Source organism: Paenibacillus sp. FSL H8-0537, assembly GCF_038051995.1.
Taxonomy (GTDB): domain Bacteria; phylum Bacillota; class Bacilli; order Paenibacillales; family Paenibacillaceae; genus Pristimantibacillus.
In genome coordinates this window covers 4,505,537-4,524,362 of sequence record NZ_CP150290.1, presented here as the reverse complement: position 1 = coordinate 4,524,362, position 18,826 = coordinate 4,505,537, and the positions used below count along the sequence as shown (strand labels likewise).

The 18,826-nt window shown below is 50.1% G+C and carries 17 protein-coding genes; 16 read left to right on the top strand and 1 reads right to left on the bottom strand.

Translation table 11 applies throughout. From position 1 onward, the window contains the following. Positions 1-44: 44 nt before the first annotated feature. The 16 genes from gpr to MHB80_RS18925 all read left to right on the top strand — a co-directional run bounded on the left by gpr (position 45) and on the right by MHB80_RS18925 (position 17,816). Positions 45-1,046, top strand: coding sequence for a GPR endopeptidase (gene gpr, locus MHB80_RS19000; RefSeq protein ID WP_341278437.1), 1,002 nt, complete (start codon positions 45-47; stop codon positions 1,044-1,046). A 200-nt stretch (positions 1,047-1,246) separates the two neighbouring features. After that, on the top strand, positions 1,247-2,473 hold the full coding sequence (locus tag MHB80_RS18995; RefSeq protein ID WP_341278436.1) for a stage II sporulation protein P: 1,227 nt from the start codon (positions 1,247-1,249) through the stop codon (positions 2,471-2,473). 34 nt (positions 2,474-2,507) lie between these two features. Further along, positions 2,508-2,963: a hypothetical protein gene (locus MHB80_RS18990; RefSeq protein ID WP_341278435.1), complete on the top strand. Its 456-nt coding sequence runs from the start codon at positions 2,508-2,510 to the stop codon at positions 2,961-2,963. A 104-nt stretch (positions 2,964-3,067) separates the two neighbouring features. Next, entirely contained in the window at positions 3,068-4,885 is a 1,818-nt protein-coding gene (gene lepA / locus MHB80_RS18985) for a translation elongation factor 4 (protein WP_341278434.1), read from the top strand. Between the two features lie 115 nt (positions 4,886-5,000). Beyond that, positions 5,001-6,170 carry a radical SAM family heme chaperone HemW gene (hemW, locus tag MHB80_RS18980; RefSeq protein ID WP_341278433.1) on the top strand — a complete coding sequence of 390 codons (1,170 nt, stop codon included), beginning with the start codon at positions 5,001-5,003 and terminating at the stop codon, positions 6,168-6,170. Between the two features lie 143 nt (positions 6,171-6,313). Beyond that, positions 6,314-6,784, top strand: a complete 471-nt coding sequence (locus MHB80_RS18975; protein WP_046230305.1) for an N-acetyltransferase — start codon at positions 6,314-6,316, stop codon at positions 6,782-6,784. An 838-nt stretch (positions 6,785-7,622) separates the two neighbouring features. After that, on the top strand, positions 7,623-8,648 hold the full coding sequence (gene hrcA / locus MHB80_RS18970; protein WP_341278432.1) for a heat-inducible transcriptional repressor HrcA: 1,026 nt from the start codon (positions 7,623-7,625) through the stop codon (positions 8,646-8,648). Between the two features lie 39 nt (positions 8,649-8,687). Continuing rightward, positions 8,688-9,242 carry a nucleotide exchange factor GrpE gene (gene grpE / locus MHB80_RS18965; RefSeq protein WP_341278431.1) on the top strand — a complete coding sequence of 185 codons (555 nt, stop codon included), beginning with the start codon at positions 8,688-8,690 and terminating at the stop codon, positions 9,240-9,242. Between the two features lie 64 nt (positions 9,243-9,306). Then, the gene (gene dnaK, locus MHB80_RS18960; protein ID WP_341278430.1) at positions 9,307-11,133 is read left to right on the top strand and encodes a molecular chaperone DnaK; all 1,827 of its coding nucleotides are present in this window, start codon (positions 9,307-9,309) and stop codon (positions 11,131-11,133) included. 357 nt (positions 11,134-11,490) lie between these two features. After that, positions 11,491-12,618, top strand: a complete 1,128-nt coding sequence (gene dnaJ / locus MHB80_RS18955; protein WP_341278429.1) for a molecular chaperone DnaJ — start codon at positions 11,491-11,493, stop codon at positions 12,616-12,618. Positions 12,619-12,751: 133 nt separating this feature from the next. After that, entirely contained in the window at positions 12,752-12,940 is a 189-nt protein-coding gene (locus MHB80_RS18950; protein WP_341278428.1) for a hypothetical protein, read from the top strand. A gap of 218 nt (positions 12,941-13,158) precedes the next feature. Continuing rightward, positions 13,159-14,157: a 50S ribosomal protein L11 methyltransferase gene (gene prmA / locus MHB80_RS18945; RefSeq protein WP_341278427.1), complete on the top strand. Its 999-nt coding sequence runs from the start codon at positions 13,159-13,161 to the stop codon at positions 14,155-14,157. Beyond that, complete coding sequence (locus tag MHB80_RS18940; RefSeq protein WP_341278426.1) at positions 14,154-14,828, top strand: site-2 protease family protein; 675 nt, start codon at positions 14,154-14,156, stop codon at positions 14,826-14,828. Before prmA ends, MHB80_RS18940 begins: the two co-directional genes overlap by 4 nt. A 231-nt stretch (positions 14,829-15,059) precedes the next feature. Continuing rightward, positions 15,060-15,839: an RsmE family RNA methyltransferase gene (locus tag MHB80_RS18935; protein WP_341283028.1), complete on the top strand. Its 780-nt coding sequence runs from the start codon at positions 15,060-15,062 to the stop codon at positions 15,837-15,839. 4 nt (positions 15,840-15,843) lie between these two features. Continuing rightward, positions 15,844-17,274: a tRNA (N(6)-L-threonylcarbamoyladenosine(37)-C(2))-methylthiotransferase MtaB gene (gene mtaB, locus MHB80_RS18930; RefSeq protein ID WP_341278425.1), complete on the top strand. Its 1,431-nt coding sequence runs from the start codon at positions 15,844-15,846 to the stop codon at positions 17,272-17,274. A gap of 110 nt (positions 17,275-17,384) precedes the next feature. Next, entirely contained in the window at positions 17,385-17,816 is a 432-nt protein-coding gene (locus MHB80_RS18925; RefSeq protein ID WP_341278424.1) for an NUDIX domain-containing protein, read from the top strand. A gap of 22 nt (positions 17,817-17,838) precedes the next feature. On the opposite strand, the gene MHB80_RS18920 is transcribed toward MHB80_RS18925, so the two are convergent. Next, positions 17,839-18,813, bottom strand: a complete 975-nt coding sequence (locus tag MHB80_RS18920; RefSeq protein ID WP_341278423.1) for a Na/Pi symporter — start codon at positions 18,811-18,813, stop codon at positions 17,839-17,841. Between the last annotated feature and the right edge of the window lie 13 nt (positions 18,814-18,826).

The following is an 18,826-nucleotide window of genomic DNA, read 5'->3' as shown; positions in this document are numbered from 1 at the left end:
TAATGGCAGAAAGCATTTATTTTTTCAAGGAAGAAGGGTATGCGGTGGGACAACTTGATTTGCAAGCTTACAACGTTCGAACGGATTTGGCGCTGGAAGCAAAAGAAATGGCCGAGCAGTCGGGCGGCGTCATTCCGGGCATCCATTCCGAGCGCCAAGATGAGGATGGCATCGTCATTACAAGCCTTCATGTCCAAAATGAGCAAGGGGCCGCGGCAATTGGCAAAATGCAGGGCCACTACGTCACACTGGAGGTTCCAGGACTGCGTACACAGGATACGGAGCTGCAGAACCGGGTTGCGACGATGTTCGCCAAGCATTTTGAGATTTTTCTTGAACGCATCGGAGTTGGCAAGACAGCACGGGTGCTCATTGTCGGACTTGGCAACTGGAATGTGACGCCGGATGCACTAGGCCCGATTGTCGTGGAGAACGTAATGGTGACCCGCCACTTTTTTGAGCTGATGCCCGACCAGGTTGCGCCTGGCTATCGCGCGGTTAGTGCTATTGCGCCTGGTGTATTAGGCATTACCGGCATTGAGTCCAGCGACATTATTCAAGGCATTGCCGAGCGGACGAAGCCCGATGTCATCATTGCTATTGATGCTCTTGCTTCCAAAGCGGTGGAGAGGGTGAACACGACGATTCAAATTGCCGATACCGGCATTCATCCCGGCTCTGGCATCGGCAATAAGCGCAAAGGACTCACGAAGGAGATTTTAGGAATTCCGGTAATAGCCATCGGGGTCCCGACAGTCGTGTATGCATCTACAATTGTGAATAATACGCTGGAGCTAATGCGTCAGCACATTGAAACGAACAAGGGCGACAGCAATCAGGTATTTGGCATCATGAACCAGTTGGAGGAGCAGGAGCGGCTGCAGCTCGTCAAAGAGGTGCTTCACCCGCTCGGCCATGATTTGCTCGTAACACCGAAGGAGATTGACCAATTTATCGAGGACATCGCCAACATTATTGCGAGCGGGCTCAATGCTTCGCTGCATGATGCGGTTGATACCGACAATGTAGCTGCCTATACCCATTAAAAGTAAGCCGCCATATGATGCCTTTCAACACAGAGGCATGGTATGGCGGCTTTTTTTATATAAGCATGCCGCTATCACTCTAAAACTAGCAGATCAATATATTAAAAATGCGGGTGCAGTCGGTTCTACTAATGCCTACTCGTTCATAGATTAATAGCAGCAGGACAGCTCTAGCACAGAACCGGGAGGTAAGCGAAACGATGAGACGAAAAATCATGCTGCTCGATTTGGCGTATGGAAGCCGGAAAATTCGGCAATTGCTGGTCACAGGAAGAACATTCGCTGTTCTTTCTTTATGTTCAATGATTTTTTTCGTCATTATAGGCATTGCGGCAGTTGCCCATCGTCAAGCATCGGCTGCGCCGGTGTCTTCGATGAAAGGTTTTGCAGCGGCGGTATCTAGCGGTTTGTTCGGGGATATGCTGGAAATGGAGCTGCCTGCCTATCAGGGCAGCAACCAGTCTGGCGATCTGTCTGTACCGCAGGTGAGCGCTTTTCTAGTCAGGCTGATGACGGATATTAATCCTACCCAGCCCAAAAGCCTGCTAGCGGCAGGCATTCCCGGCATGAACGCCGGAGATTCCTTCCTCATTCGCAAAGGCAGCGGAACCGATACCGCCGTTGGGCCTGAGGATAATGAGCCGATTCCTTCGCATGCCGAAGAAGGACAAGCAGGCGAACAGCCGATTGTGGAGCCGCCGCCATCGCTGCCGCCAAGCGCTGTTGACCCAGCGGACAAGCCAGGGCAAAGCGGCAGCGGAAATACGAAGCCATCGACGGGAGAAGCCAAGGTCGCATTCATCTATCATTCCCATAATCGGGAATCGTGGTACCCGGAATTGAAGGATGGCGCCAAGGACCCGAATTCCAGCACAACGAATATTACGCTGGTTGGCAAGCGGCTCGCAGAGCAGCTGGAGAAGCGCGGGGTAGGCGCCTTGCATTCAGAAACGGATTATCCGACCGCCATGAAAAATTACAAATGGGAGCTGTCCTATAAATATTCTATGAAGACGGTAAAAGAGGCGCTGGCGAGCAGCATGGATTTGAAATTATTATTCGATCTGCATCGCGATTCGCAGAAGCGCAAATATACGACGACCGAGATTAAGGGCAAAAGCTATGCACAGGTTTATTTTATAATCGGCCATAAAAATCCGAACTGGAAGGAAAACGAGGCATTTGCTACTAAAATTCACGAAGCGCTGGAGAAGCAGTATCCGGGCATTTCAAGGGGAATATGGGGCAAAACAGCTGCCACAGGCAATGGGGAATACAATCAATCACTCGCCTCAGACAGCGTGCTGATCGAGGTAGGCGGTGTAGACAATACGCTGGTAGAGTCGTATCGCACCGCAGATGTGCTTGCTAAGGTGATCGCGGATATTTATTGGCAGGATGAGAAGGTTACAGCTCCACAAAGCTAATTGGCGAATCTAGTGCAGAAAGGATAGGGTCGGTATGAGAAAGCGGCGTGATGCGTTTAAATGGGCGATCATCGGCGGGGTACTCGTTTTTGTTATCTTGTATGGCATAGAAATGTCCTCCTCGGGCATTGAACGGATTTATGGGCCGATTGAGGAGACCGGAGCGTCCTCTGTCATGCCGGCAGATGCAATCATTAGGCAAGGTGCGGAAACGGGAGTCAGCGGAACAGCTGTACCTGAAACACAGTCGATTGCCGGCATGTCGGATGCCGCTTCGCGCAAAATATCCGAGCTTGAGAGGGAGCTGGCAGAGGTGCGGGAGCTTGCCGAGCAAAATGCGCTCTATGGCGACCGGCTGCCGGGCATGCCCTATGAAAATCAGGAGCCTTCGGTCAATAAGCTGGCTGATGGCACGGCAGGCTTGCTGCAATCTTTTTCGACCGGAAGCATGGAGTTTATTGTGGATTTGTTTGAAAAGGTGACGAAATAACAAAGGTGCTCTGCCGGAATTTCGGCAACCGCATTGCTGGCGCTCTCCATTGCTGATATAATGGAAAGAATGATTAGCAATAATGGATGGTGTGGGGGTTAGGCATGGCTGACGTACGTGACCGACAAAAGAAAATTAGAAACTTCTCGATTATCGCGCATATTGACCACGGGAAGTCTACGCTTGCGGATCGCATTTTGGAATACACAGGAGCGCTTTCTTCGCGAGAAATGCAAGCTCAAGTGCTGGACCAAATGGATTTGGAGCGGGAGCGCGGAATTACAATTAAGCTGCAGGCTGTTCGTCTGACCTATAAGGCTGATGACGGTGTGGAATATTTGCTCAATTTGATTGATACGCCTGGACACGTCGATTTTACATATGAAGTTTCCCGCAGCCTTGCTGCTTGCGAAGGCGCGCTGCTCGTTGTAGACGCTGCGCAAGGGATTGAGGCGCAGACGCTTGCCAATGTTTATTTGGCACTCGACAACAACCTCGAAATTCTTCCGGTCATTAATAAAATCGACTTGCCAAGCGCAGAGCCAGATCGCGTCAAGCAGGAGATTGAAGATGTTATCGGGCTGGATGCAAGCGAGGCGGTTCATGCTTCGGCGAAGGCAGGCATTGGCATTAAGGAGATTTTGGAGCAGGTCGTTGCAAAGGTTCCAGCTCCTACAGGAGATCCTGATATGCCGCTTAAGGCACTGATTTTTGACTCTCACTACGATGCATACAAAGGCGTTATCGTTTACGTCCGAGTTATGGACGGCAGCATTAAAGCGGGCAAGAAAATTCGTTTTATGGCGACTGGTGCTGAATTTGAGGTTATTGAGGTTGGAGCGTTCATGCCGCGTATGGGCATTGTGGACGAGCTGGCTGTTGGTGACGTAGGTTTTGTCGTTGCTGGCATCAAAAATGTAAAAGACACGCGTGTCGGTGATACCGTAACCGATGCGAAGCGTCCAGCACCGGAAGCACTTCCGGGCTACCGCCGAATTAATCCGATGGTATTTTGCGGACTTTATCCGATCGAAACACAGGATTATAACGATCTGCGCGAAGCGCTTGAGAAGCTGGAGCTGAATGATGCTTCGCTGCGCTACGAGCCGGAAACGTCGACAGCATTAGGCTTCGGCTTCCGCTGCGGGTTCCTGGGACTCCTGCATATGGAAATTATTCAGGAGCGTATTGAACGCGAGTTCAACATTCCGCTTATTACGACGGCGCCAAGCGTTATTTATCAGGTGACGCTGACGGATGGAACGGTCATGAGCATCGACAATCCGTCCAACCTGCCAGAGCAGGGCAAGCTTGATTTTATCGAGGAGCCTTATGTTAAAGCAGGCATTATCGTACCGAATGATTATGTCGGCGCGATTATGGAGCTGTGCCAGAATAAACGCGGCGAATTCGTTAATATGGAATATTTGGATACGAACCGCGTCACGATTACGTATGAAATTCCGCTTTCGGAAATTGTATATGATTTCTTCGACCAGTTGAAATCAAGCACGAAGGGTTATGCTTCGTTCGACTATGAAGTGTCCGGCTATCGGAAGTCCAATCTTGTGAAGATGGATATTATGTTGAACAGCGAGCAGGTCGATGCGCTGTCCGTCATCGTTCACCGCGACCGGGCGTTCTTCCGTGGACGGATTATTTGCCAGAAGATGAAGGAGCTTATCCCGCGTCAAATGTTCGAGGTTCCGATACAGGCATCGATTGGCACCAAGGTTATTGCTCGTGAGACCGTTAAGGCGATGCGTAAAAACGTACTTGCCAAATGTTACGGCGGTGACATTAGCCGGAAGCGCAAGCTGCTTGAGAAGCAAAAAGAAGGCAAGAAGCGCATGAAGCAGGTCGGCAGCGTTGAGGTGCCGCAGGAAGCGTTCATGGCTGTGCTCAAGATCGACGAAAGCTAGAGGGAGAAGGAGAGCCGGAGGCTCTCCTTTTTATCATGAGAGAGGCAAGAAGCCGGCCGCACTATGACGGACTGGCGCTTGAAGAGAGCTTGCCACAGGAAAGCAGGTATACAGCATGACGATTCATTACGCGCCGCGGGCGCTTTATATTCATATCCCTTTTTGTACGAATAAGTGCCATTACTGCGATTTTACGTCCTATGTGCTGAAAGGACAGCCGGTGGACGATTATTTGGATGCGCTGGAGCGCGAAATGGAGCGGACAATCAGCGTGCTGCCGCCTGAGCAAATCGATACGGTATTCGTAGGCGGAGGTACGCCGACGGTGCTTACACCGCCGCAGATGGAGCGATTTCTCGCAGCTGTTCGCAAGCATTTTCCGCTGTCTCCAGATGTCGAGTTTTCGATGGAGGCAAATCCGGGCACGACGGATGCTGATAAGCTGGCGGCGATGTATGCTGGTGGGGTGAACCGGATCAGTTTTGGCGTGCAATCGTTTAATAATACGCTGCTGGAGCGTATTGGGCGCATTCACAATGTGGAGGATGTGTATCGCAGCCTGGAGAACGCTAGAGCCGCAGGATTTACGAATTTGTCGATCGACCTGATGTTTGGCCTGCCAGGGCAGACGGTTGAGCTGCTCGCGGACAGCGTGCAGAAGGCGCTTGCGCTTGAGCTGCCGCATTATTCGCTGTACAGCCTTAAAGTGGAGGAAAACACGCTGTTCCACAAGCTGTATGAGCGCAATGAGCTACCGCTGCCGACAGAGGATGAGGATTTAAATATGTATTTGCTGCTAATTGAGCAGCTTAAGGCTGGCGGCTATCAGCACTATGAAATAAGTAATTTTGCCCGCCCCGGCTATGAAAGCAAGCATAATTCAACGTACTGGCGCAATGAGCCTTATTATGGTCTTGGAGCCGGTGCCCATGGGTACGCAAATCGCGAGCGCCATGTTAATATCAAGGGGGTACAGCCTTATATTGACGCTACGCTGTCGCGCTTGCCTCGGCTTGATGCGGAGACGATTTCCGAGCTTGAGGCGATGGAGGACTTTATGATGGTTGGCCTGCGTCTGCTGGATGGCATTCGTACAGCTGATTTTACCCGCCAGTTTGACGGGAAGATGCTCGGCAGCTATTTTGGCCCGATTATTGACAAGCATTTGAATGACGGCTTGATGGAGCGTCTGGAGGATGAGCGTGGCGCAGGCTATCGGCTGACGGATAAAGGCGTGTTGCTCGGCAACGAAGTGTTTGGTTCGTTTATTGGTTTGGAAGTTTAGCTGGAGCTGGGCAGTTTTGAAAATTTATATGAAGCGTTTTTTAAATTGCCTATTGAGAAAACATGCGTGATGTTGTATATTTATTCAATGATATGAATAGGGTGATGAAACAAGCACCGGATGGGGGGAGCAGCATGAAACTAATGGACAGCTTGCAGGCAGTGTGCAGAAAAGCAACCAAAGATGATGTTGACGTATTGTTTGATTTAATTCAAGGCTATGCAGAGAAAGGGATCATGCTGCCCCGTACCCGGTATATGCTTGAGTATTCGATAAATTCTTTTATTGTAGCGGAAGTAGGCGACCAGGTTGTTGGCTGCGGCTCGCTGACGAAGCTCGGCGATAATTTGGTGGAGATCCGGTCACTTGGCATGTCGGATGGCTACAAGGGTCTGGGCATAGGCAGCAAGCTCGTTGACGGCTTGCTTGCTGCGGCGAAGGAACAGGGCATTACGAAGGTAATGGCGCTGACGTACGAGGTCGCTTTTTTTCTGCGGAATGGGTTTACGGTCGTAGATAAAGAAATCTTTCCAGAAAAGGTATGGACCGATTGCGTCAACTGTCCGAAGCAGAATGCTTGCGATGAAATTGCCGTTTTGAAAGTGCTGGAGTAAAGGTTTTTAAATCATATTAATGCTTTCATGCAAGCCTGATGAAAAAGAATATTTCCAAAATGGGAATATTCTTTTTTTATCGGGTTTTTTTACGAGTTATGAAGGAACTAGGACGTGTATGCAAACGCAAGCGAGTTGGATTCCGATGGAAGCCAGTGTTCAAAGGCCTTCCATCTACTACCGGGAATGGCACAACTCATAAATGTGAATAATATGAACCTACTTACCAAAAGGCAGCTTATTGCTGCTCGTTTTAGGGGTTTGCTCCCTTCGCGAAGACACAAACATAGATTTGGAGGACACAGCAGTCGCTATTTCAACTGAATCGCAGGTTTTGGCAAAGGTTGCGGACTCAGGAGCCGCTAATGCGCTGCCCATCGTCATTTTGAGAGGATTATGAAGGCAATAGCGGATCTCCTGTCCGCTTAAGGCCCGAAATGGGAGCGAAATCCAGAATAGCGGAACCTCAGTCCACAAAAAAGGAATCCGAATACGCACTAAGCAGGGAGCAGCAGGGGCTCTCGTTTGCATACACATCCTAACAGATAATAGTGTAGTGGGAACTGCGGCAGGTACAGTAGAATTAACTTTGGTACCTAACTACGGTGATTGGGACAATGCAAAGGTATTGATTATAAAAGTGACTAAGTAATCCTTTTTTTAACGTATCAATAGATGGATACTTAGTGTTAACAAGTGGCTGAAAATAAAATAGGCTAACTAAAAATGCCAAACTCACTTGACAATGCTCAAGCGGGTTTGGTATTTTTGTATTAACGATTAGCACTCAATCAAGACGAGTGCTAATGACAAAGCCGATGACTTGGAGGGAATGCGCATGTTGACGGATAGACAGCGAATGATTTTAACAGCTATCGTAGATGATTATATCCGCTCGGCCGAGCCGGTCGGTTCACGCAGTATTTCTAAGCGCGGTGATGTTGGCTTCAGCCCAGCTACCATTCGTAATGAAATGGCGGATTTGGAGGAGCTTGGTTTTCTGGAGCAGCCACATACGTCGGCAGGTCGGATTCCTTCTACTAAAGGCTATCGCTATTACGTCGATCATCTGATGCGGATGGAAGAATTGAACGATGCCGATATGACGAAGGTTCGTTCTTTTTTCAGCGAGCAGATGAGCCAGATGGAGCAGGCTATTCAGCATGCAGCATCGATATTGTCCAGCCTGACGAACTACACGTCGATTTTGCTGGGCCCGGAGCTGTTCAATACATCGCTGAAGCATTTCAGCCTCGTGCCGCTGGATGAGCGTTCTGCGGTCGCCATCATTGTCACCAATACAGGGCGCGTCGAGAATCGCACGATTACGCTGCCGTCTGAGGTGAAGATGGAGGAGCTGGAGAAGGTCGTTCATATTTTGAATACGAAGCTTGTCGGCATTCCGTTAGTCCGCTTGAAATCCAAGCTTTATCTGGAGGTCGGTCAGGAGCTTGAGCGTTACGTCGATCATTGCGAGGAAGTGCTGAGCGTACTGGATCAGGCGCTGCAGCCTGATAACGATCATCGCCTGTTCCTAAGTGGAACGACGAACATGCTGACGCAGCCGGAATTCAAAGATGTTGACAAGGTAAAAACGATTTTGGATTTGCTGGAAGAAACGCCAGCCGTGATGAAAATGTTTTCCTCCTTGCCTTCAGGCATACAAGTGCGCATCGGGACGGAAAATGATAATCTGGCGATTGCCAGCTGCAGCTTGATTACTGCTTCTTATTCGGTTGACGGGCAGCCGCTCGGAACAATCGGCATCCTTGGTCCCACGCGGATGGAGTATGGCAAGGTAATGAGTTTGGTAGATATGATTTCTAAAGATATGGCTGCATTTTTGGCCCGTTGGTATAAATGATGAAGCCATGTTTAGCGGCATTTGAAGGAGGTGAATAGGGTGAGTAAAGAGCAACAAAATGATGTGGTTGAGGAGCTAGTGGCAGACGAGACTGTCGAATCGCAAGAAACGGCTGAAGCTGGGCAAAATGAAGCTGAAGTAGTTGATGCGCGTTATGCAGAGCTTGAGAAGCAGCTTGAAGAGAGCCAGCAGCGCTACCTTCGCACACAAGCGGACTTTGACAATTTCCGTCGTCGTTCCACTAAGGAAAGAGAAGAGCTGGCGCGTTATGCGTCGATGAAGCTCGTTACAGAGCTGCTGCCGGTTGTCGACAACTTCGATCGGGCTACAGCTGCTGTTTCCGTTAATGGTGACGTAGAGGCGCTTGCGAAAGGCGTAGACATGATTTTCCGCCAATTGACACAAACGCTTGAGCAGGAAGGTCTCACGGCGATGAATGTCGTTGGAGAAGCTTTTAACCCTGACTTCCATCAGGCGATTATGACGGTGGAATCCGATGAATATGAAGAAGGAATTATTGTGGAGGAAGTTCAAAAAGGCTACATGCTGAAGGAGAAGGTTCTCCGTCCGGCAATGGTTAAAGTGAGCGGCTAACCGATATTTTCCTTTGATAATAGAATGTATGGAATGAAGAACCATTATAAGGAGGAAATTCACGATGAGTAAAGTAATCGGTATCGACCTTGGTACAACAAACTCTTGCGTTGCAGTAATGGAGGGCGGCGAAGCTGTCGTTATTCCTAACCCGGAAGGCAGCCGTACAACCCCTTCGGTCGTTGGTTTCAAAAAAGACGGCGAGCGTATCGTTGGCGAAAGCGCGAAGCGCCAAGCGATCACTAACCCTGACCGCACGATTATTTCGATCAAGCGCCACATTGGTACAAACCATAAGGAAAGCATTGATGGCAAAGATTATTCGCCACAAGAAATTTCCGCAATCATTTTGCAAAAGCTGAAGTCTGATGCAGAAGCTTATTTAGGCCAAACCGTAACGCAAGCCGTTATTACGGTTCCTGCCTACTTCAATGACAGCCAGCGTCAAGCGACGAAAGATGCTGGTAAAATCGCAGGTCTGGAAGTTCTTCGTATCGTCAACGAGCCGACAGCAGCAGCTCTTGCTTACGGCCTTGAGAAAACAGAAGATCAAACGATCCTCGTTTATGACCTTGGCGGCGGTACATTTGACGTATCGATCCTTGAGCTTGGCGATGGCTTCTTCGAAGTTAAAGCAACAAGCGGCGACAACAAGCTGGGCGGCGACGATTTTGACCAAGTCATTATCGATCACCTTGTAGCTGAATTCAAAAAAGAGCAAGGCGCAGACCTTTCCAAAGATAAAGCGGCTGTACAACGTCTGAAAGATGCTGCTGAAAAAGCGAAAAAAGAACTGTCCGGCGTTATGTCGACAACGATTTCGCTGCCGTTTATTACGATGGTAGATGGCGTTCCTCAGCATATGGAAACGAACCTGACTCGTGCAAAATTTGAAGAACTGGCAGCTGACCTCGTAGAGCGTACGCTGAAACCAACTCGTCAAGCGCTGAGCGATTCCGGCCTGTCCGCAAGCCAAATCGACAAGGTTGTTCTTGTTGGTGGTTCAACGCGTATTCCTGCCGTACAAGAAGCCGTTAAAAAGCTGATCGGCAAAGATCCGCACAAAGGCGTTAACCCGGATGAGGTTGTTGCCTTGGGCGCAGCCGTTCAAGCAGGCGTATTGACTGGCGACGTTAAAGACGTTGTATTGCTTGACGTTACTCCGCTTTCCCTTGGTATTGAAACAGCAGGCGGCGTCTTCACGAAGATGATTGACCGCAACACAACGATTCCAACAAGCAAATCGCAAGTGTATTCGACGTATGCTGACAATCAGCCTGGCGTTGAAATTCACGTCCTGCAAGGCGAGCGCGAAATGGCAGCGGGCAACAAAACGCTGGGCCGTTTCACCCTGAGCGATATTCCTCTTGCACCGCGCGGCGTACCGCAAATTGAAGTTACTTTTGACATCGATGCGAACGGTATCGTTAACGTATCTGCACTGGATAAAGGCACAGGCAAAAGCCAAAAAATCACAATCACTTCTTCCAGCGGCCTAAGCGACGCGGAAATTGAACAAATGATGAAGGATGCCGAGCTGAATGCGGAAGAAGACCGCAAACGCCGTGAGCTGGTAGAAGCGAAAAACAACGCTGACCAACTCGTATACTCGGTAGACAAAACGATTAAAGATCTTGGCGATAAAGTAGCTCCAGAAGAAATCGAAAAAGCAAACGTTGCGAAAGAAAAAGTAACGGCTTCGCTTGCAACCGACAATCTGGAGGAAATCAAAGCAGCTTCTGATGAGCTGACTGAAATTGTACAGCAGCTATCCGTGAAGCTGTATGAGCAAGCGGCTGGACAGCCAGGCGCAGAAGGCGAGCAGCCGGAAGCAAAAGGCAAAGACAATGTGGTTGACGCTGACTACGAAGTAGTTGACGACAAAAACTAAGCTTGTAGCGCGGAAGAGGTCAAAGACAGGGCTTCCCCTGTCTTTGACCTTGTTCCATGATTATGTCATCATAAAAGCTTCGACGAATAATTGAGGCGAAGCTATACTTTCTTTAAAGGATAAGTTGAACAAAAGAGATATATGTAGCATGGGAGTAACGGAGAGAAAGGGTGGAACTGTAGGAGCGGCAGCGTCCGCCTTTGTTTTCGGATTTTTTCCTCAAGAGGAATAATTCAAGAAATCAGAAAACAACAGCGGCCGAAAGTCCACCCTTTCTCGCAGTTACGACCTTGGCGCACATACCCAATTGTTTTGTCCCAGCTTATCCAACACATTTATGGGCGGAGGTGATACCGTTTGTCAAAAAGAGATTATTATGAGGTTCTGGGTGTAGGTAAAGACGCTTCAGCGGATGACATTAAGAAATCGTATCGTCAGCTCGCGCGAAAGTATCATCCGGACGTCAATAAGGCAGCTGATGCCGAAACGCAATTTAAGGAAGTTAAGGAAGCTTACGACGTGCTGAGTGACGATGGCAAACGCTCAACCTACGACCGATACGGACATGTTGACCCGAATCAAGGCATGGGCGGCGGAGCTGGCGGTTTCGACGGCGGTGGCTTTGGCGATATTTTCGATATGTTCTTTGGCGGCGGCGGTGGCCGTCGTGATCCGAATGCGCCACAGCGCGGCAGCGATTTGCAATATACGATGACGATTGATTTCAAGGAAGCGGTATTCGGCAAGGAAACGGAAATTACGATTCCCCGTACCGAGACATGTGATACTTGCACAGGCTCTGGAGCGAAACCAGGAACGAAGCCGGACACTTGCTCCGTATGTAGCGGTACTGGTCAGCAGGAGGTTGTGCAAAATACGCCGTTCGGCCGAATGGTCAATCGTCGTGCTTGCTCCAACTGTAGCGGAACAGGCCGCGTAATCAAAGACAAATGCGGAACTTGTCATGGCGCAGGCAAAGTGAAGAAGCAGCGCAAAATTACTGTGAAAATCCCAGCTGGCGTTGATGAAGGCGCACAAATCCGTTTGTCCGGCGAAGGTGAAGCTGGCCAACGCGGCGGTCCTGCGGGCGATTTATACATCGTTATTCGCGTAAGAGCACATGAGTTTTTCGAGCGTGAAAACGACGATATTTATTGTGAGGTTCCTCTTTCCTTCGTACAGGCGGCACTCGGTGATGAAATCGAAATTCCGACGCTGACGGAGAAAATCAAGCTGAAAATCCCAGCCGGCACACAGACGGGCACGTATTTCCGCCTAAAAGGCAAAGGTGTACCAAAGCTGCGCGGATATGGACAGGGCGACCAGCATGTTAAAGTAACGATCGTTACGCCACAGAAGCTGACGGATGAACAGAAAGAGCTGCTTCGCCAGTTTGGCGGCGTTACAGGCTCAGTTCCGACAGAAACGGCAGAAAATCATGAATCGATTTTTGATCGGATGAAAAAGGCGTTCCGCGGCGAATAAGCGCGGATCGTCTTTTTTTCTGAAAGCTTGCGAAAAAATGAATAATAATGGCGCTGGTTTTCCATTCTATCGAAGTAGGAAGCGGGGCGGTGGAATGCCGCTTATCTATACGAAGAGGGAGGCTTGGCCCATAATGGCTGATCAACACGTACGTGCTGTCTTTGAACATTCTGAGGCGGCACAGGGAGCGCTGCGCAAGCTGCAGGCGCTTCGTGTAGATGGACAGGCAGACAGTACAGCACTTACCGCGACGCTTGAAGAGCATGTCAAGGACAGGGTACTGCGCCTAATTGAGGATGCAGGCGGAAGTATTAGCTATTGATGTAAACGGGCCATGTAAAGCCAGCACTGGCATTTGCAGGCGGAGAGGACAGGGGAAAGCAGCCTGCCCTCTCTTTTTGCTATGCGCAAAAGATGATTTAATGGCTGGAAAGGCTGTAAAATAGCAGGTTTATCACATTTTCAAATACATATTTTGTGCATCAATGCGGATTGGTGTACAATAGATGTTAGTTTTTCACACTGGAGGCGTAGAAGCAAATGAAATGGCATGAACTTACAATCTCGACGACGGAGCAAGCGATTGAGATGATTTCTAACTTTTTGCATGAACGGGATGCGGACGGGGTTTCCATTGAAGAATCCGGTACGCTGAACAAAGAACGGGACACGTCCCTCGGTCAGTGGTATGAGACACCGCTGAATGATATTCCGGAAGGACATGCGGTTATAAAGGGGTATTTTTCGGAAGGAACAGATATCGCCGCTTTGAAAGCAGAGCTTGTAGCACCGATCGAACAGCTGCGTGAATTCGGCATTGATCCAGGCGATTATGAAATTACTTCGCAAATGGTAGATGAAGAGGACTGGGCAACGGCTTGGAAGCAATATTTTAAGCCGCTTAAAGTATCGGAAACACTGACTATAAAGCCGACGTGGGAAGAGTACGAAGCTGCGCCGAATGAGAAAATTATTGAGCTTGATCCTGGCATGGCTTTTGGGACAGGTACACATCCAACAACCTCCCTCTGCCTGCAGACGCTGGAATCCGTCATTAAGGGCGGCGAGGAAATCATTGATGTTGGTACAGGCTCAGGCATTTTGGCGATTGGGGCTTGCAGATTGGGTGCCAGCCGTGTGCTTGCGCTTGATCTGGATCCAATTGCTGTCACAAGTGCGACGGAAAATGTGCGTCTGAACGGTCTGGAGGAGCAAGTCGAGGTTAAGCTCAGCGATCTGCTTGGCGTATTAGGCGGCAAAGGGGCACGCGGAGCTGTTGGTTCTAATGAGTCCACGACGGTCTCGGTGCCAGTCGATCTGGTCGTTGCAAATATTTTAGCGGAAATTATTTTGCTATTTATTGATGAGGTTTATCAGGCGCTGAAGCCGGGCGGGCTGTATATTTCCTCCGGCATTTATAAAAACAAGGAAGAGCTTGTGGAGCAAGGGCTTGTGAAAGCCGGCTTTAACGTGGAGGAAATACGCCGCGATGAAGACTGGGTTGTATTCGTAGCACGCAAGCCGCAGGTAACCCAATGAGTATGGAAGGTTGGTTTGCTTATCCGACCGCTGAATTGCCGTTTGCTGTGCTTGTGCTTATTATTGCTTTCACCGTTCACGAGTTTGCGCATGCTTACACGGCGTACAAGTTCGGTGACAATACAGCTTATGATGCCGGCAGGGTAACGCTGAATCCGCGCGTTCATTTGGATGTGCTAGGGATGATTTTAATTTTGCTTGCAGGCTTTGGCTGGGCCAAGCCTGTACCGGTAAACCAAAATCGCTTTAAGCATCCGCGCTTAATGGGCGTTATTGTGACGGCGGCAGGTCCGCTTAGCAACTTTGTGCTCGGACTGCTTGGCATTATTCTTTATTATATCAGCATCAAGTCGGGACTGTACCATATGGGCTCCATTGGCGTACAGGATGCTTTGCAAGTATTTTTCTCTTATTTCATTTCGCTTAACTTTTTGCTGTTTATTTTCAATTTGATTCCATTGCCGCCGCTTGACGGTTACCGGATCATTCAAAATCTCGTACCGCTTAAAGTCGGGTATAAAATGGAGCAGAACATGCAATGGGGCATTATTATTTTCCTGCTGCTGTTGTTCATTCCACCGCTTCGCGCGGTGACCATTAGCCCGATTCTTAATTTTTCGCAGGAATTGGCAGCCAATTTTATGAGCCTGATCGGCGGACTGTTTATTTAATATTTCTCGGATTGAAACGCGCTGCGCCGCCAAAGGGCGAAGGGCAGCCGTTTCACCTTGAAATATAAGAATTTATAAGTTTGACACATATAAATAGGCTTATATTTCTCGGATTGAAACGCGCTGCGCCGCCAAAGGATGGCGCCTGCCGTTTCACCTTGTTTGGCACGGTTTGGTCGTGGATTTTCGACATGAAAACATGCTATTATGAAGGATGGTTATGTAGACAATATGCAGCGGTATTTTATAGCGAAAGAGCAGTTTGCAGATGATAAGGTCCGCTTGCTTGGCGAGGATGCTTTCCACGCTGTGCGCGTCATGCGGATGAAGGCAGGCGATACGTTTATAGCAAGCGACGGCGAGCAGCGGGTCGTGCTTGCTTCGGTGCGTGAAGCGGCGTCCACTGAAGTTGTGGCGGATATTGCAGAGGAGCTTCCCCAAAATAGCGAGCCGAGCTGGCTCGTTACGATTGCCCAAAGCTTGCCGAAGGGCGACAAGATGGAGCTGGTCATCCAGAAGGGCACCGAAATTGGCGCCTATTCGTTTGTCCCGTTCCAGTCGGAGCGCATGATTGTGCAATATGACGGCAAGAAGGAAGCAAAGCGTCTGGAGCGCTGGGGCAAAATCGCCAAGGAAGCGGCGGAGCAGTCACATCGCTGCCGCGTACCGGCTGTAGAGCCGGTACGAAGCTGGCGCGAGCTGGTCAAATCGATTGCTTCCTATGATTTAGTTTTGTTTTGTTACGAACGAGAAGGCGATGCAGCGGAAGGCGTGGGCATTAGGCAGGCGCTATCTAGCTGGCGCTCTAACAGGGGAAACGATACTTCCGCTCCGAGCGTATTGCTTATGGTGGGGCCGGAGGGCGGCTTTACCGAGCGTGAAGCAGATGAGGCAGAAGCAGCAGGAGCCATTATTGTCGGCCTCGGCAAAAGGATATTGCGGACGGAAACCGCAGGTATCGTCGGATTGACATGCTTGCTGTATGAAGCTGGAGAAATGGGAGGAGTATAACAACATGCCATCGGTTGCATTTTATACATTAGGCTGCAAAGTGAATTTTTATGACACGGAAGCGATATGGCAGCTTTTCAAAAATGAAGGCTACGAGCAGGTCGATTTCGAAGCGACCGCTGATGTTTATTTAATCAACACCTGTACGGTGACCAATACAGGCGACAAGAAGAGCCGCCAAATCATTCGCCGCGCAGTGCGCCGCAATCCGGATGCCGTTATAGCGGTAACAGGCTGCTACGCACAGACGTCCCCAGCCGAAATTATGGCGATTCCCGGCGTCGATCTTGTTATCGGTACGCAGGATCGCGAGAAAATCATGACATTTGTCGATCAAATTCATGCGGACCGCCAGCCAGTCAACGCTGTTCGCAACATTATGAAGACGCGCGAATTCGAGGAGCTGGATGTGCCGGATTTTGCCGAGCGCACGCGGGCATTTCTGAAAATTCAGGAGGGCTGCAACAACTTCTGTACCTTCTGTATCATTCCATGGTCGCGCGGCTTGTCCCGCAGCCGGGATGCGCATAGCGTCGTTGAGCAGGCGAAGCAGCTGGTTACGGCAGGCTACAAGGAAATCGTGCTTACGGGCATTCACACTGGCGGCTATGGCGACGATTTGGATAACTACCGTCTGAGCGATCTGCTGTGGGATCTGGATCATATCGAAGGGCTGGAGCGTATCCGTATCAGCTCGATTGAAGCAAGCCAGATCGATGAGGCGATGATTGATGTGCTGAATCGTTCTACGAAAATGTGCCGTCATCTCCATATTCCACTGCAGGCCGGCGAAAACTCCGTGCTGAAGCGGATGCGCCGCAAATATACGACCGAGGAATTCGCGGCGAAAATCAAGCGTATCCGCGAGGTTATGCCGGGTGTTGCCATTACCACGGACGTTATCGTTGGATTCCCTGGCGAAACGAATGAAATGTTCGAGGAAGGCTTCCGCTTTATGGAGGAGCTGGGCTTCTCGGAAATGCACGTGTTCCCTTACTCCAAACGGACGGGTACACCGGCAGCGCGCATGGAAGATCAAGTGGATGATGAAATTAAAAATGAGCGCGTCCACAAGCTGATCGACTTGTCCGAGCGCATGCAGCTTGCTTATGCAGAAAAGTATGTAGGCGCTGTGCTTGATATTATTCCAGAGCGCGACTACAAGGGAGCTCCAGGAACGGGACTCGTTATGGGCTATTCCGACAACTACATTCAAGTTGTATTCAACGGCTCCGAAGAATTAATCGGGAAGCTGTGCCGCGTTAAGGTTACCGAAGCTGGCGTCAATGAATGCCGTGGCCAGCTCGTGCGAGTGCTGGAAGGCGAAGCGCCGGCACTTCGCGGCTCTGAGACACATAGCTTTGTGCTGGAGCTGGGTAGTGAGCAGGATCAGGAAGCTGCTGTTCATACAAAAGCAGAAGCATTAAGAGCATAACAAAAGGCCATTCAATGTGTGCGAATTTCGGCCGCTGGCTTCACTAGGAGGCAGCGGCTGCAATTTTCGCTATTGCGATATGATGTCAATCAGGCAAGGGGGAAACAGGTGTGAAGGAAATATCAGCAGGAGGCGTCGTCTACCGCCGCACGGAAGAAGGCAAGCTGCAAATTCAGCTTATTCAAGATCGTTATGGCAAAGTATCGCTTCCCAAAGGCAAGATGGAGGCAGGCGAAACCGTTGAGCAGACCGCATTGCGGGAAATTGCTGAGGAAACGGGGCTTCGGGGCAATATCATAGCACCTATTGACCAAATTAAATATCAGTACCAGCATGATACCTATGGTACGGTCGATAAAGAGGTTCACTATTACCTGGTTGAAGCCATCGGCGGCGATTTGCAAGCTCAAGTAGAAGAAATTCGCGGAGTGGATTGGTTCGAGCCGCTTGATGCATGGAGACGCCAGAAGCAATCCGGCTATGACAACAACAATCGGATTGTCTCCGGCGCATTAGAGCTCCTCGGCATACCATTTACATAGCTTATAGTGCAGGGTTGGAAGTTTAGTTTGGGTGCGGTGCCCGACGCAGAGCTGGCAAATAGCAAAGCGGCAGGGCAAGCAGCGAGCTGAAAATATTAAACAGCGTTTGCGCATGAGCAATTTGCGCTGCTGGAGCTGCGGTCAGCCAAGCAGATATTTCAGCGAGCAGGCCAACAAACGGCATGAAAAGCAGCGCGCCACCGACATTCAGTGTGATATGAGCGAGCGCAACGAATTGTCCCGCGCGCGATCCGCCAATGGAGGCGAGCAGTGCTGTGACGCAGGTGCCAACGTTTGCGCCTAGTACAACGGCAATGCCAACCTCTAGCGGCACCGCTCCGATTGCCGCAAAACCCATAATAATGGCAATGACAGCCGTGCTGCTATGCACGGCTGCGGTTAGCACCGCACCGGCGGCCAGCCCCCACCAGAGGCTGTCCGCCGTTTTGCTCATAAACCAGTCAAACATGGCGCTTTGCTGAATGTCTGGGCCGACGCTTTGCATCATCGCCATGCCGGCGAGCAAAATGCTAAAACCGAGCGTAGCAACGGAGGCGGAACGAATCGTGTTTAGCCAGCCGCCCGTCCTTAAGGCGGGAATAAGCTGCAGCTCGCCGAGCAGTGCGGTCAGCAGCCAGGCGGAGACGGAGAGAATGAGCAGCGGCATTGTGAGACGCTCAAGGCTCAGCCCAAGCAGCTCCGTCGTCAGGCAGGTGCCGATGTTGGTGCCAAGAATGATGCCGAGCGTTCGCCGAAAGGTGAGCAGCCCGGCATTGACGAGGCCTATAGAGATGACGGTAACGGCTGTGCTGCTCTGAAGAAAAGCAGTAGAGATGGCGCCAGCCGCCAGTCCGTGAATGGGCGTAGCGGTAAACCGCTGCAAAATACGATTCAATTGTGTGCCGGCAAGGCGATGCAGCGCCAGCTCCATCAGCTTCATGCCGCTCAAGAATAATGCAAAGCCGATTACAATCGGCAAAATAATAGAATGAAGCATGGGCTGAATCTCC

Coding starts and splice junctions, on each gene's coding strand:
- MHB80_RS18995 (WP_341278436.1), top strand. CDS start 1,247: ATGAGACGAAAAATCATGCTGCTCGATTTGGCGTATGGAAGCCGGAAA.
- MHB80_RS18990 (WP_341278435.1), top strand. CDS start 2,508: ATGAGAAAGCGGCGTGATGCGTTTAAATGGGCGATCATCGGCGGGGTA.
- lepA (WP_341278434.1), top strand. CDS start 3,068: ATGGCTGACGTACGTGACCGACAAAAGAAAATTAGAAACTTCTCGATT.
- hemW (WP_341278433.1), top strand. CDS start 5,001: ATGACGATTCATTACGCGCCGCGGGCGCTTTATATTCATATCCCTTTT.
- MHB80_RS18975 (WP_046230305.1), top strand. CDS start 6,314: ATGGACAGCTTGCAGGCAGTGTGCAGAAAAGCAACCAAAGATGATGTT.
- hrcA (WP_341278432.1), top strand. CDS start 7,623: ATGTTGACGGATAGACAGCGAATGATTTTAACAGCTATCGTAGATGAT.
- dnaK (WP_341278430.1), top strand. CDS start 9,307: ATGAGTAAAGTAATCGGTATCGACCTTGGTACAACAAACTCTTGCGTT.
- MHB80_RS18950 (WP_341278428.1), top strand. CDS start 12,752: ATGGCTGATCAACACGTACGTGCTGTCTTTGAACATTCTGAGGCGGCA.
- prmA (WP_341278427.1), top strand. CDS start 13,159: ATGAAATGGCATGAACTTACAATCTCGACGACGGAGCAAGCGATTGAG.
- MHB80_RS18940 (WP_341278426.1), top strand. CDS start 14,154: ATGAGTATGGAAGGTTGGTTTGCTTATCCGACCGCTGAATTGCCGTTT.
- MHB80_RS18935 (WP_341283028.1), top strand. CDS start 15,060: ATGCAGCGGTATTTTATAGCGAAAGAGCAGTTTGCAGATGATAAGGTC.
- mtaB (WP_341278425.1), top strand. CDS start 15,844: ATGCCATCGGTTGCATTTTATACATTAGGCTGCAAAGTGAATTTTTAT.
- MHB80_RS18920 (WP_341278423.1), bottom strand. CDS start 18,813: ATGCTTCATTCTATTATTTTGCCGATTGTAATCGGCTTTGCATTATTC.